We start from the raw sequence: 14,216 nt of genomic DNA on the forward strand, positions 1-14,216 counted from the left end.
ACCACACTGGGGTAAAGTTGATTGAGAAGGCAATGGCAGAGTTGGAAAAACAGATTAATCGACTTCCCCATTTGCCAAAGTGGTTTGTGGAAATCCCTTATCAACTCACTTAACTATTGGATCATCTTTTTTATGGAGTTCACTAAAAGCTTAATCCCTGCCTTGTTAGTTTTAGAAATTATCAGAATTCCAGAGTTTTTAGATGCCGATCAAACGTTCGCCAATGAAGACTTACAAGAATGGTACGAAACCTTAGTTATCCCCTACAAAAAGGATATTAGAACCTGCTTAGGAATAACCATAGGCGAAAAGGATACTCCTATCAGATTCTTACAACGAGTGCTAGGGAAGTTCGGGCTTAAACTTTCCTGCTGTGGTCGGTTAGGGTCAAGACTCGATCGCCGTCGGGTTTACAGTTTGGCAGGGCTAAACCTTGACGGACGCAACGAGATTTTTAGTCGGTGGTTAGAACGGGACAATAAGGGCGTGTCCACGGAGTCTATAAATTATGTTGATACTTCTGCGGCCGCCTAAAAAAAGCTTAATTGCCCTATTTAAGGTTTAGCAACCCGAAATAGGTTGGTGACACTAGCTTTTGTCCAACGGTAAGTTCGCGTATCACACACATCTGATTTTCCGCTTACTTAACACAAAGCCGTCCTAAAAGGGGCAGGCTTTAAACCCAATTTTTCGATAAATCTCTGGCTTTTTATCCACCAGCCCTTAACACTTGTTCGGCCGTTAATTTCAGCACCGGGAAGACGGTGGAAGTTATGGTCTGATTGCCTCGAAACTGCTGAATCTCATACTCTCCATCCACTAGCGTACAGATGGATAGAGTGGGCTGTTTGGGCTTACCAATATGTCGAGTCCCGCCCAATCCCGCATAATCGGCAATCCAATATTCAGGAATGCCTAAAACGGCGTAATCTTCAACTTTGCGGGCATAATCGTTTTGCCAGTTGCTACTGACAACTTCCGCCACAAATTTAATCGAACTCCCCAGCGTCAGAATCGACTGGTTAGACCAAAGTAGTTCTTTGCTAAGTTCATCTCGATCTACAACCGCAACGTCAGGTCGAAATGCCGTCATACTAAGGTGGGAAGGACGCAATAATCCCCGTTGAAGAACAAACCAAGGTAAATCTATTTTATCGATCTCGACACAGACCTTTGTGGTAATGAAAGCTACTACTTCCTCATGCCACCCCGTCGGTTCCAAATCGAACACCTCTCCATCGATTAGTTCGTAGCGATTATCGCCACCGTAACGAGCGAGAAACTCGTCAAAGCTGAGTTGCTTTTGTTCTATTGGTTGGTCGATCGCAATGGTCATTATGTCATCATGCTCAACTCTTTCAGTTTACCGGATCGATGTGTGATCTATGTGACAGACCAAACTCCTAATCCTTTAGGGACTAGGAGCGGTTGTCTGAGGTCAGCGTCCCAAACGGTTAGACTGTCGGGGTAGCGAATAAATCATCAACCTGACCATTCCCACCGCTACAGTCAGTATCCCGCCGATCAGATAAAGACTGGTGTTATTAAAACCGAGTCCCAAGAATCTGAGAATCATAAAACCCATGAGAACGGCGATTAGTAGGGGAGTACCGTCGATCCACTGGGTATGGTCATAATTATTACCCTCCAATCCTAAATATTCTTCCTTGACCACCCGTTTCGCCAACATGGGATTACCGATCGCCCGTTGTTGCCAATCGGCCAGTTTACCCGGTGTCACCTGCAATCCCAAATCGTTTGCTTCCCCTTCCATGATTTCGCGGATCGCCCTTTCTGGTAAAGCTTCCAATTCGATGCGGGGAAGCTTCAAAAAAATATCTCGGGCCGGGGGGTAAGTGGCCAATAATAATATCGGCTGTCCCTGTAAATGCAGTTTTTCTAACCAACAACGCAGGGAAACGGGGAACCTGTGGGCATTGTCCATGACCAGAAAAGCACCGTGCCGATGGCAGGGGCAGCCACCGGAAACCCCCGCCCCCACAAGTCCTCGATCACCTGCTCCGCTAAAAAGGTCTTCCCCGCACCAGCTTCCCCCACCACCAACAAACTGGCATTGGCTAGTAGGGCGGCCACCACCCGCTCTTTTTCTGCTCGCCTATAGCAGGGGATTGAAAGGGAATCATCAACGGAACGGATCGACAAAGACTGACGTTCACCGTCCGCTCCAACCCCGTAGGTATAGACCCGCTCCTCCCCGTTAGCCAATCTCCTTCTGTGTCGCTCGATCATCGTTCCGATTCCCAGTTCCCTTTCTACTATAGTTCCCCTTCATCTTTACTAGGGAATAATTTTGTACTACTTTACTTCTGGTGAGAGAAAGTGAAGTATTGACCGCCATTCGTGGCATCCTAGAGATAAGTGGTAAACCTTGACGATTGCATTGATAATAATCGATGGTTTTGCTGGATTTACTCTATTTATACCCTAAAAGTAGAGGATTTGCAGATACCGATACCTATGACCACCTAACCCACCGGTGTTCTTAAAAATTTTCTCAATGAAAATGCTGAATTTAAAATGGGGGAAGCTTTTTTGCCGGGGTCATTGTTTACGATCAGATTGTCCAGTATTTGAGGAGTCAGTAAATGTCGATGTCACGTCGTCTTGAGCGCCTATTGACTATTGACCAATTGCTGCGTTCGGGCAAGCGAATTACCCAGGGAATTTTAACGGAGCATCTCGAAGTCAAGGAAAGAACCGTCAGAAATGACCTGCATTTTTTGAGGGATAGGTATTCTGCACCTTTAGAGTACGACCAATCGGGCAAAAGATGGTACTATACCGACCCTAATTGGCGTTTACCCAGTATTTCCTTAAGTCAAGGAGAATTATTCGCTCTGACGCTGGGGGCAAAAATGTTAGAGTCCTATGCAGGAAGTGCTTATGAAAAAGAATTGCGATCTTCGATCGAGCGTTTATCGGAGCGATTACCGGAGCAAACTTCGGTTAATTTGCAGCGATTAGCCGATGAGCGCATTATTTTTCGTCCCGGTGCTGAAATGCTCAATCTTAGTCCCGAAATATGGCAGCAGTTACTAGATGCCTTCAATACCTCCCGACGGATTTGGATTCGCTATTATGCGGCGACTCGCAATGAGGAATCAGATCGGGTGGTAGATCCCTATTTTTTGGACATTTATCGCGGTAGCAATCCGTATTTAATCGGTTTTTGCCATAAACGACAGGCGATAAGGGATTTTCGTATCGATCGAATTAAAAATCTCAGGATACTTGATGAGACGTTTGAGAAAGATTCTAGTTTTAATGCTAAAGCTTATCTGGAAAAACGATTTCAAAACGAAGGAGGGGATAAATTATTTTCGGTCACAATCTGGTTTAATCCTTCCTCTGCCCCTTTTATCAAAGAAAGACGCTGGCATACTTCTCAAAAGTTAGTCGAACATCCCGATGGCTCATTAACCTTACATTTAGTCGTAGAGGGATTAAATGATCTTAAACGATGGGTTTTGGGTTATGGCAAGGGAGCTAAGGTTATCACCCCACCAGAGTTAATCGATTTAGTCAAAGCAGAAATTGCTGGAATGATGCCAAGTTACAATTTATGAAGATATTGCTATTATGATTGATGCGAGTAGATGCCTATTCTCCAGAGTGTCTCTCGCTGGCAGATTCTTTGGAAAAAGAAAAATCGCTAGAGCGGGGAATAGCCGCAACATTGGAAGATTGAGAATTCTACCAAAAAAGCCTTTGGAGGCAACTATGCTGACACTTAAAAGAGAAAGGGATTTACTCGGAAATTCGCTCGCTCCCCACGTCGATCTAAGTTTTCAGGTCATCGGGGAAGCTTTACCCGCCGATCATGGCTATGCCCTATATGCTGCGCTAACTCATCGGAAAGAAGAATTGCACTCATTGCAGGGGTTAAGTATTCAGACAATCGCTGGAATTCCCGATAAAAAGGGGAAAATTTATCTAAGCGATCGTTCTCGTCTGTGGATTCGATTACCCTACGATCAGATTCCCATGATCTACGATCTGGCAGGTAAATCCCTAACTATAGGAGCGCACGGGATTCGCTTAGGAATTCCCCAAATTTATTCACTACGGCCTGCAACCCAGCTAAAATCGAGAATTGTGGTCATTAAAGGCTATCAAGAACCGACAGCTTTTATAGAAGCAGTATCGAGACAATTAGAAACTTTGGAAATTAAAGGTCGTACAGTAATTCCTTTCAGTACACAGGGAGAAATTGAACGTAAAACCATTAAGATCAAACGGTTTACTGTGGTGGGATTTACATTAGCAATTTTTGATTTGAGCGAGGAAGACTCGATCAAGTTGCAGATTCATGGACTGGGCGGCAAGCGACGGATGGGTTGCGGTGTATTCGTTCCTGTGGGGAGTAATTTATGAAGCGTTTACTAGCAAAATCATACAATCAGAAAGAACACCCGAAACCTCCAGAATTTGCACTTTTGACGCGGCATAGCAGGGATGTAGCGGATGCTTGCAGGGCATTAGCTGCTATTTCGGGGGATATAGCTTTAAATAATGCCGAAATCTGGGATATGCACCTTGATTTTGAGCGAACTTTACGGGCTACTGGATGGCTAGAAGATTTAGGAAAATGTAGCAGTCATTTTAGCGAGATGTTATCTGGTGGTGACGGATTTCAATTACTTCGCCACGAAACTATTTCAGGAATACTAGCTTATTTTAATGAACAATTTCAGACATGGCTAAAACCTTTGGGTAAGTTTAAAATAGTTGCTATTTGGGGGGCAATGGGTCATCATCGTAAGTTTGACGAGAAAACCACACCGTATCAAGGGTTGCCTCTGATTTTACATATTTCTCAATCGGACAATCAGGACTTTAATACAATTTTAGAAGAAATGGCAGTAGATTTAGAGTTAGGAAACCCTCCACAGTTTGATCACAATCTTGTGATTGGCTATAACTCAGATGATGAATGTGATATTCCTGCTTTTGAGTCATTATATGATTTAATTAATGAATTCAAGCAATACGAAGAAGAAGAATTTGCAGATGAAAGATTGCGCCGATTCGTTGCCCTAGTCAAAAGTTATGGAATTGCGGCTGATGTAGCGGCTAGTGCAGTTGCGAAAAAAAAGGGGGAAGATAATCAACCTTATTCTCTTCCTAATTTTGTCAAGAATGATTTATCAATTAAGCTAAGTTATGAAGATTTAACTAAATTAATTCATTCTTGGGCGTGGCGTAATAGTGATGGGTTTAAAGACAAAAAAAACGAGTGGGATTTAAGCCGTTATCCTCATAACTTCAAACTTAGAAACTTTCAAGAACAGGTAGCATCTTCTGATTCTTATTTGACTTTAGCGATCGCAGGTTGTGGCTCTGGCAAAAGTCTTGCGGCTTATCTGTGGGCGCGAGAATGGTGCAAAAAGCTAACAGATCGAAATTTTCGACTTTTCTTTTGCTTGCCAACTACAGGAACAACAACGGAACATTTTAAGGACTACGCTCTGGAGTCAAACATTCCTAGCAGTCTTGCCCATCTTGCCCATTCTCGATCCTCAATTGATTTACAAACAATGGCTCAAACTACACCTCAAGAGGATTCAGAAAACTCTGATATTGCCGAGGCTGCGCGGGAAGCTCTTAGAGCCGAACAAGACAAAATCGAATCTCTAGCTTTGTGGAGTACACCTCTAACGATTACAACTGCTGATACAGTTCTAGGACTAATGGTCAATGCTAGACGATCTATCTATAGCCTTCCTGTAATTATGCAGTCTGCAATCATCTTCGATGAAATTCATGCTTTTGATGATCAGATGTTTGGTCACTTGCTAGTATTTTTGAAAAATTTTCCCAAGCTTCCAGTTTTGCTTATGACTGCTTCATTACCAGAGGAAAGATTAAAGACAATTCAATCAATCCGACCTGATTTAAACTGTGTACCTGGACTTAAAGAATTTGAAGATTTATCTAGATACAATCTTCCCTATATGGTTGAACAAGTTGATGAAGCAATAGTATGGCAAGAAGTTCAAAAATGTCTAGAGAATAATGGTAAAGTTCTCTGGGTGAGAAATCGAGTTGATTGGGCTAATCAGATTTATCAAAAAGCCAAGGTTGATTTTCCTGATATTGCGGTTAATGTCTATCATTCTCGATTACGTTATAAAGATCGTAGTGATCGCCATCGTCGCGTAATTGATACCTTTAAGGAAAAAGGAAAAGCAGCACTTCTAGTTTCTACTCAAGTTGCAGAAATGAGTTTGGATTTATCAGCCGATTTGCTAGTAACGGATATTGCTCCTGTTCCTTCTCTAATACAGCGCATGGGAAGGCTAAATCGTCGTGCGACTCCTGATAATCCTGGCAATTCTAAACCTGCGATTATTTGTCCATTACCTAAGATTAAAGGCGATACTTATAAACCTTATCAAAAATCAGAGATTGATACTTCTTTAATCTGGGTTCAGAAATTGCTGGACTTAAACAAATCTCTGAGTCAGCGAGATTTAGCCCAAAAATTCTTAGAAGTCAGCAATCTGAAAGAATATGACTATAAAAAAGCTGAGGAGAGAGCTTGTTTCTTCTCAGGTGTCTGGCGGACAAGACCAGGCATAACTCGTAATGAAGGCTATACAATTTCAGTAATTTTGGCAAAAGATTATAAGAAGTGTGATGACTTCAAGTATAATCAACCTTCACCCGACTGGATACGCCAGCATGAAGTTGCTATTCCAATTAAGCCAGAAGCTCTGAAATGGGATAAGATTTCTGGTGTTCGGATTGCACCAAAAGAGTTTATTACCTACGACTATGATCAAAAAGATCAATATGGAAACATAATATCGGATGGAATGGGGGCATCATGGAAATAGAATCTATTTTTCCTTTAACTTATCGCTTGAGCAATCCTAATTATACAATTTACCATCGTGCTGCATTGGGTGGTTTGGCAGCAACAATTAAGGCATGGGGTAAATCGCCACCAGAAGGTATTTTACCTAAACTAGAGCAGGATTATGTCACAATTCAAAAGACTGGAGATTTAACTGATAAAAAGGCTTTACAACTTATTCTTGATGCTTCTTTTAAGCTGACTGAGGATAAATTAATTGATCTACCTGGTCAATTTATCAGAGAAGATGCTATTGATTTACGCATATCAATTCATGAGGGATTATGCTTAACCTTTCTTCAGCACAATAAAATGCGTCCTGGCGAAAAAGAACCACGCAAATGCTCTCTGAAATTGTCAGATAGTGAGGAAAGTCATCTTGTCACCTATAAGGCAATTAATAGCTTTGCTCACCAAAAAGCGCAGGGAACAGGTTTGCTAGATGACTCAAAAAAAAGTACAGGTAGTGGCACATTGCCCAAAATTGCCTCGATTCCACAGTCTATGATTCCGGGTGCTATGACAGGCCAAAAGTCTCTGCAAGCTCCTGTAGAAGAAGTTATCTTGCTTCAATTTTTGATGGTTGGCTGTGCTACTTTCCTCTTGCGTCCGCGCACTTATAAAGAGAAAGCTCAAGCCTGTATTGTTGTTCCAGATATCATCGACTTGAAAAGATTTGCTTCAATGATAGAAATTATCAATAAAAGGAGTCAAAACTTTGAGAGATTTACTAATAACTATCTTGGGCGTGTTGTTGGCGGTGCAGAAGAAGCTGCTTTATCTTTTTTGCTTGATATGACTGCTCAAGATATTGAGCGAGAGAAAAGCATTAAAGGATGTCAGGCGATCGCAATGGGAAAAGTTGCTTGGGACAAAAACCAGATCAATCGAAGTATTTGCATAAAAGTAGGAGGTGACTATGAGGAGTTAGAGGTATTTCGTGCAGCAAAACAGTATCTAGGAAAGGGAAAATTTATCAAAATGAAAGATGGCAAAAGCTTTTCTATTCCTGATACTTCTATTCCTGAACTTATTGCTGCTAACCTTGCTGCTGACCGACCTTGGTGTAGTCACTTTAAGGAATTGGTGGCAGAGAAAAAAGATTTTCGCAATTTACTTTTTAGAAAAGGAGAGCTACATAAAGTGGTACAAGTAATAAAAGATGACATTGATCGTGCGATTATCCATGCGTTTTATGATGCGTGGAAAAGAGTAAGAGGCCAACTTTGGCAACGTGCAAAAGATGAGTCAAAGAAAAAAAATATCGATTATCTACCAATCTATTACGCTTTTCTTGAGGTAAGAAGTGAGAAGATACGCAACGAAATTTTACGTTTAAAAACGCCTGATCTTCTTGCAGGATGGTTTTTACGATTTTGTGCAGACGCAACAAAAGGGAGAAATCTAATAGGTATTTCAGATAATGCCGATCAGATTCTTAAATTTATATTCAATGCACGAAATTTCAATCGGTTTCAAAATCTGCTTTTATTTGCTCTTGTAAGCTATAAATCTGATGAAACCATCACCGAAACCAATAAAAATGGAGACAACTAAAATGCCTACACATTACCTTTACGGAACAATTCTTACTAACGAAGCTGTTGCCGCTAACAATCGTGGTGACAATATTGGCAATACTACAACACTTCAGAAAGTCTTTCATCAAGATGATGTATATACAAGCGTTTCAGCAGAAGCAATTCGTTTTGCACTTCGCTATCGCTTTCAATTAGAAGCAATTGATGAAGTCAATCGTAGCTATGATTCATCAACAGGCAAGCTTGAATACCAAGATGAAAAACGGACACGATGGAATCCAGAAAGTGAGGTTTTTATCGATGATGATTTGATGGGTTTTATGGATGCTGAAGCAGCGGCGAAAGAGAAGGAAGAAGACGTGGATAAGGAAGAAGAATCTGACGAACCCAAAGCTAAGAAAACAAAGGCAAAACCAAAAGGAAAAACTACGAAGCGTCAAAGTCCTTTAGCTGTTGGTCGTGCTGTGAGTTTGCGTCCCTATCGTGGTGAAGTGTCATTTAATTGTGTATCAGGAGAAAAAAAGAAAGGGCAACTTTCTCTTTATGGTGCAGAAATGCACACTACTGAGTATCAATATTCGTTTGGCTTAAATCTTAACGATGTTGTCAAGAAAAAGCATATTGCTAGTCTAATTGAAGCAATTATTGATCCTCCACAAGTTGCGGGCAATCATAGCCGATTTGCTTATGATTTCTCTCCTGCTTCAATCGTATTACGGATAACAAATGCTCATTCTTCTAAAATTCAAAACTGTTTCGAGCATGATGAGGAAGAACGTACTTATACAATTGCCCGCCTCATCAATCGCGTTGAATCAGGAGATATTCCCACATCGGAAATAATCATCGGTGGCGATGTGACAAAAACAGAGGAAGGTAAAAAACTTAAAGAGTTGGGAGTCACTGTATTTTCTGGTGTGATTGCAGCAGCAAACGAAGCAAAAATCCGCATTGCTGCTATCGAGGGATATTCAGAAGTTGCTCCTACTCCAAGTAAAGTGGGAGGTGTCGCTTGATCGCTCTCCACATTGAAGTTCCCTATGCAAGTTTTCGTAAGTCCTACGCGCGATCATTTGCAGAAACTTATCCATTTCCACCACCTGCAACCGTCTATGGAATGCTACTGTCCTATGTTGGGGAATACTTAAGAGCTAGTCATATTGGAGTTAAATTAGCCTTTGCCTATAAACGACAGCCCAAAATTGCAACGACACTTCGGAAACTTAGCCGATATAAGTATGGTGTGGCAAGTAAACAATCAAAGGTGGGTAATGCTCCTGACTACATTGAAACCCTCTGCGATATCGACTTTATTTGTTGGGTAGATAGTAGCAAAGAAAAAAGAGAATCGGATCGATCTCTTGAACAACGTCTTATTGAAGCGATTCAATCACCTGAAAATGTTACTCGAACAGGTTTAGTGTCTCTTGGCTTAAGTGATGATACAGTAAATGATGTGTCATTGTTACAGAGTGTTAATGACGAATGGCACTGGCTAAACCCTAGCAATACGGGACAGATTGAACTACCAATTTGGGTCGATCATATTGGTTCCTATCATACAAGATGGCAACGCTATGATTTTGAGATGTTACCTTCGTTAATAGATTTGTCACCATCTGTAGATAAGTTTATCGAGATTTTCGATCCCAGATAATATTTATTAACCTCCGATGCCGTTAGGCGATTAACTTTCAAATTACACTGGAAAAAGATTCTGACTACCATTGACGATGAATACGACTCCTAATACTAAAGAAACTCGGTTCTTCCGAACTTGCACTGTAGAAAATTCCTCAAGCTCCCTCTCTGCCCAGCAATGCTCTAAAGTTGATAAATATCAATCTAATAAAAACTCAAAGCCTTAGTATATAAGCTTTTTAAGCATGAGTTGTTGATAGTTTTACATGACAGGTTTGGTAGAGCCAGAAGTTTTTCGAGTTCCTTTGGTCGATATGCCCGTAATAACCTCGATTAATCGCTATCAATGGGATATTCAGGGAGATTTTGAAATCCGTGGACAACAAGTATGGTTAAGCGAGACGGGACGACGCAAATTTATTGATATTTACGAACGGAGGAAAGCAGAAACATGGAAGCATCCGATTACCGGTTATTCCCTCACCTATCGCCGTTTATTGGAATTAGAGGTACGATTGCTAGAAAAGGAATGGTCGGGGGAGAGTGGTTTATTTGGACACCTGATTTTACGCTAGGGGTGAAGATAATGGCAGAATTAAAGCATTGGTATCTAATTTGTTACGATATTCGCTGTCCGCAACGCTGGCGTAAAGCTTACAAAATTTTAGGCGGTTACGGCGATCGCATTCAATACTCGATTTTTCGCTGTTGGTTAAGTGCGCGAATGCGAGAAAAATTGCGCTGGGAATTGGAAAAAGTCCTCACCCTAAAAGACGACTTAATTTTGATTCGTCTGTCGGAGCAGTGTGTGCGCGATCTGCCTAAGTACAACCGACCTGACACATGGCTTTTGGACGAAAAAGGGTTTCGGGTAATCTAAAAAAAACAAGCATCTCTGGCTGGGAAAAAATCCACGGGCTAAAATTTATTTGTATTGCTAATGCTGTCTCGGTTTCAGGGTTTGACAAGGAACAATTCCTGCTTGCATTTTCTAAAAATCTCACTGGATAACGGTTTTCAGATTCGGTGCTGTCACTCAAAAGCTCTGATCAGAAGATTTCTTGGCGTTTTTCTAGAGGTGCTTGTAAAATGGACTGTGAAGCTATACACCAAAGGCTTTTTCAGCCTCGCCGTGTACTAACCTTTGATGCCGTAAGGCGTTGATCACAAGCGCAATCCACCGGGAAGGTGGCAAGATTTTGGCAGTGTACTAACCTTTGATGCCGTAAGGCGTTGATCACAAGTTTTGTGGGAATTAAGTAAAGGTTTTGAAGTGTGTACTAACCTTTGATGCCGTAAGGCGTTGATCACTAATTAGAGAAAATCACCCGAACCATGATGTCAAAGCGGTGTACTAACCTTTGATGCCGTAAGGCGTTGATCACGTCAACTTCTCGATAATCCAATTTGTCGATTTTGGCGTGTACTAACCTTTGATGCCGTAAGGCGTTGATCACGTCTAGGAAAGAAGTTGCCACATTACCCAAAAATCCTGTGTACTAACCTTTGATGCCGTAAGGCGTTGATCACATCCGCGACTAGAGGGTACTAATTTTCCAAAAACACTGTGTACTAACCTTTGATGCCGTAAGGCGTTGATCACCCAACTTTGACAGACAGAATCGAAGCGATCGAGCGGTGTACTAACCTTTGATGCCGTAAGGCGTTGATCACAATACAGACGAACTGCTTAAAGCTGCTAACGATCGGTGTACTAACCTTTGATGCCGTAAGGCGTTGATCACAAAAATTTATGAACTATTATGACGGCACATCTTCAGGTGTACTAACCTTTGATGCCGTAAGGCGTTGATCACGGTATTCGAGGCTATCTTAGTCTACAAGACATAGATGTGTACTAACCTTTGATGCCGTAAGGCGTTGATCACTATAGTAACAGTAGTTTTGTCCCGACCAAAGCAGATGTGTACTAACCTTTGATGCCGTAAGGCGTTGATCACATACTCCTTTGGCACAACAGCACCACCCTTTCTAATTGTGTACTAACCTTTGATGCCGTAAGGCGTTGATCACAACTTTATGCTACATTCTCTTTTGAGCCTTTGATTGTGTACTAACCTTTGATGCCGTAAGGCGTTGATCACTAATATATTATTCTGGGAATGTCAATAGGCTATATGTGTACTAACCTTTGATGCCGTAAGGCGTTGATCACAAGATGAAATAGAAGCAGCTGCGCTTGCTTACCTTGTGTACTAACCTTTGATGCCGTAAGGCGTTGATCACATCTTGATCTGGCCTATCGGTACAAGGGCGCTCAGGCGTGTACTAACCTTTGATGCCGTAAGGCGTTGATCACGGAATCCAATTGATTACCTATCACTGCCGCAAATAGTGTACTAACCTTTGATGCCGTAAGGCGTTGATCACGAATATCAGATCGCCATAGCGCGGCGGGGCGAGGAGGCCGTGTACTAACCTTTGATGCCGTAAGGCGTTGATCACATACTGTATTATCGGAAGATCCAATCAACAACGAGTGTACTAACCTTTGATGCCGTAAGGCGTTGATCACGTGCAGCCAACGATCGAAATGGCGGAGGCAATTAGTAGTGTACTAACCTTTGATGCCGTAAGGCGTTGATCACTTATTCAATCCGTAATTTTTCCAGGGGCGGATCATAGTGTACTAACCTTTGATGCCGTAAGGCGTTGATCACCGCGGAATGAGGAATTAGACCGAACTAAGGAAATTGTGTACTAACCTTTGATGCCGTAAGGCGTTGATCACTAATCCAATCCGTAATTTTTCCAGGGGCGGATCATAGTGTACTAACCTTTGATGCCGTAAGGCGTTGATCACATAATATTGCTGGTGAGATCGAGCTAGATCCTTTGTGTACTAACCTTTGATGCCGTAAGGCGTTGATCACTATCATGCGCCTAGTGGACAACAAGGGCATTTAGTCGTGTACTAACCTTTGATGCCGTAAGGCGTTGATCACCTCACCATAAAGCGATCGGAAATAAGAGCATCTGGGTGTACTAACCTTTGATGCCGTAAGGCGTTGATCACGAGGGACTCAGCAGCGGGTCGCTTCAAGTCAACAGTGTACTAACCTTTGATGCCGTAAGGCGTTGATCACAAAGTATCATCAAAAATCACCTTCACCGCCACCCGTGTACTAACCTTTGATGCCGTAAGGCGTTGATCACCTGGAATAAGTCGGCGCACCTCCGTTTGTCCCTAGTGTGTACTAACCTTTGATGCCGTAAGGCGTTGATCACGTAAGCATTCTGTTTGGCCTTGTAGAGAAAGCCATTGTGTACTAACCTTTGATGCCGTAAGGCGTTGATCACGGCATATTTCCCGCCGTTATTATGGTATCCGTTCTTGTGTACTAACCTTTGATGCCGTAAGGCGTTGATCACTTATATTATATGTATAGGGCTAAGGTATAAAGTACGTGTACTAACCTTTGATGCCGTAAGGCGTTGATCACATCTTATTGAAAGATAATGATGCAGCCTGCATAGATGTGTACTAACCTTTGATGCCGTAAGGCGTTGATCACATTAAAATATTAGCAAAAGTATCCGTGAAAAATTGCTCGTGTACTAACCTTTGATGCCGTAAGGCGTTGATCACATTAACCGCCCTATTCCCACGCCTCCCCCTTTGATGTGTACTAACCTTTGATGCCGTAAGGCGTTGATCACGGATTAGAGCCGGCGATCGATTGTAGTCGGGCTATTTGTGTACTAACCTTTGATGCCGTAAGGCGTTGATCACCCAGAAAAAGATTTAATCGCATTAGGAGCTTTCATTGTGTACTAACCTTTGATGCCGTAAGGCGTTGATCACATTCCCTGATCCCTACCCCCACGCCCGGATAGGCGTTTGTGTACTAACCTTTGATGCCGTAAGGCGTTGATCACTAATTAGTATTAAAAGTAGTTTTGACCTCTATTCTCGTGTACTAACCTTTGATGCCGTAAGGCGTTGATCACTGATCGAGATAATCTCTCTAAATCCCCCCCCCCAGTGTGTACTAGGGACTTCCAGAGAATAAAATACCCAACAAAAAAATAGAAAAGTGTTTTTTTGAAAAAGTAATTATTTTTGTCTAGGAAAACAAAGAGTCTCCCATTACAACCTATTTTTCCGAAAAAAAAATAGCAGCATAAACTTT

Annotated in this window: 12 protein-coding genes and 1 CRISPR repeat array; of the genes, 9 read left to right on the plus strand and 3 right to left on the minus strand. The window is 42.0% G+C overall.

What is annotated here, in order from left to right; all coding sequences use genetic code 11:
• Window positions 1–132 precede the first annotated feature (132 nt).
• Window positions 133–534, plus strand: coding sequence for a hypothetical protein (locus O9323_RS17890; RefSeq protein WP_288125508.1), 402 nt, complete (start codon window positions 133–135; stop codon window positions 532–534).
• Between the two features lie 175 nt (window positions 535–709).
• Here the strand turns inward: O9323_RS17890 and O9323_RS17895 are convergent, their stop codons facing one another.
• The 3 genes from O9323_RS17895 to O9323_RS17905 all read right to left on the minus strand — a co-directional run bounded on the left by O9323_RS17895 (window position 710) and on the right by O9323_RS17905 (window position 2,250).
• Window positions 710–1,336, minus strand: a complete 627-nt coding sequence (locus O9323_RS17895; RefSeq protein ID WP_288125509.1) for a Uma2 family endonuclease — start codon at window positions 1,334–1,336, stop codon at window positions 710–712.
• A 102-nt stretch (window positions 1,337–1,438) separates the two neighbouring features.
• Window positions 1,439–1,945: a hypothetical protein gene (locus tag O9323_RS17900; RefSeq protein ID WP_288125510.1), complete on the minus strand. Its 507-nt coding sequence runs from the start codon at window positions 1,943–1,945 to the stop codon at window positions 1,439–1,441.
• The gene (locus tag O9323_RS17905; protein ID WP_288125511.1) at window positions 1,900–2,250 is read right to left on the minus strand and encodes a hypothetical protein; all 351 of its coding nucleotides are present in this window, start codon (window positions 2,248–2,250) and stop codon (window positions 1,900–1,902) included. Before O9323_RS17905 ends, O9323_RS17900 begins: the two co-directional genes overlap by 46 nt.
• A 362-nt stretch (window positions 2,251–2,612) precedes the next feature.
• On the opposite strand from O9323_RS17905, the gene O9323_RS17910 reads away from it, so the two are divergent.
• The 8 genes from O9323_RS17910 (at window position 2,613) to cas2 (ending at window position 10,942) form a co-directional block, all read left to right on the plus strand.
• A complete protein-coding gene (locus O9323_RS17910; protein WP_502846431.1) occupies window positions 2,613–3,587 on the plus strand; it encodes a helix-turn-helix transcriptional regulator in 975 nt (324 codons plus the stop codon).
• A gap of 154 nt (window positions 3,588–3,741) precedes the next feature.
• The gene (gene cas6 / locus O9323_RS17915) at window positions 3,742–4,395 is read left to right on the plus strand and encodes a type I-MYXAN CRISPR-associated protein Cas6/Cmx6 (RefSeq protein WP_002749880.1); all 654 of its coding nucleotides are present in this window, start codon (window positions 3,742–3,744) and stop codon (window positions 4,393–4,395) included.
• Window positions 4,392–6,860 (plus strand): CRISPR-associated helicase/endonuclease Cas3, encoded by a 2,469-nt coding sequence (locus O9323_RS17920; RefSeq protein WP_002749879.1) that lies wholly within the window; start codon window positions 4,392–4,394, stop codon window positions 6,858–6,860. Before cas6 ends, O9323_RS17920 begins: the two co-directional genes overlap by 4 nt.
• Window positions 6,851–8,437 (plus strand): type I-MYXAN CRISPR-associated Cas8a1/Cmx1, encoded by a 1,587-nt coding sequence (gene cas8a1 / locus O9323_RS17925; protein WP_002749878.1) that lies wholly within the window; start codon window positions 6,851–6,853, stop codon window positions 8,435–8,437. The genes O9323_RS17920 and cas8a1 overlap by 10 nt, the downstream gene beginning before the upstream one ends.
• Window positions 8,424–9,437 (plus strand): DevR family CRISPR-associated autoregulator, encoded by a 1,014-nt coding sequence (locus O9323_RS17930; RefSeq protein ID WP_002749877.1) that lies wholly within the window; start codon window positions 8,424–8,426, stop codon window positions 9,435–9,437. The genes cas8a1 and O9323_RS17930 overlap by 14 nt, the downstream gene beginning before the upstream one ends.
• The gene (gene cas5, locus O9323_RS17935) at window positions 9,434–10,078 is read left to right on the plus strand and encodes a type I-MYXAN CRISPR-associated protein Cas5/Cmx5/DevS (protein WP_002749876.1); all 645 of its coding nucleotides are present in this window, start codon (window positions 9,434–9,436) and stop codon (window positions 10,076–10,078) included. Before O9323_RS17930 ends, cas5 begins: the two co-directional genes overlap by 4 nt.
• 250 nt (window positions 10,079–10,328) lie before the next feature.
• Complete coding sequence (locus tag O9323_RS17940) at window positions 10,329–10,637, plus strand: CRISPR-associated endonuclease Cas1 (RefSeq protein WP_004269022.1); 309 nt, start codon at window positions 10,329–10,331, stop codon at window positions 10,635–10,637.
• 11 nt (window positions 10,638–10,648) lie between these two features.
• Window positions 10,649–10,942 (plus strand): CRISPR-associated endonuclease Cas2, encoded by a 294-nt coding sequence (gene cas2 / locus O9323_RS17945; protein ID WP_045356677.1) that lies wholly within the window; start codon window positions 10,649–10,651, stop codon window positions 10,940–10,942.
• A gap of 252 nt (window positions 10,943–11,194) precedes the next feature.
• Window positions 11,195–14,034: a CRISPR direct-repeat array (repeat unit 36 nt; unit sequence GTGTACTAACCTTTGATGCCGTAAGGCGTTGATCAC).
• The last annotated feature ends 182 nt before the right edge of the window (window positions 14,035–14,216 follow it).

Source organism: Microcystis sp. LE19-131.1A (assembly GCF_027532015.1).
Taxonomy (GTDB): domain Bacteria; phylum Cyanobacteriota; class Cyanobacteriia; order Cyanobacteriales; family Microcystaceae; genus Microcystis; species Microcystis ichthyoblabe_A.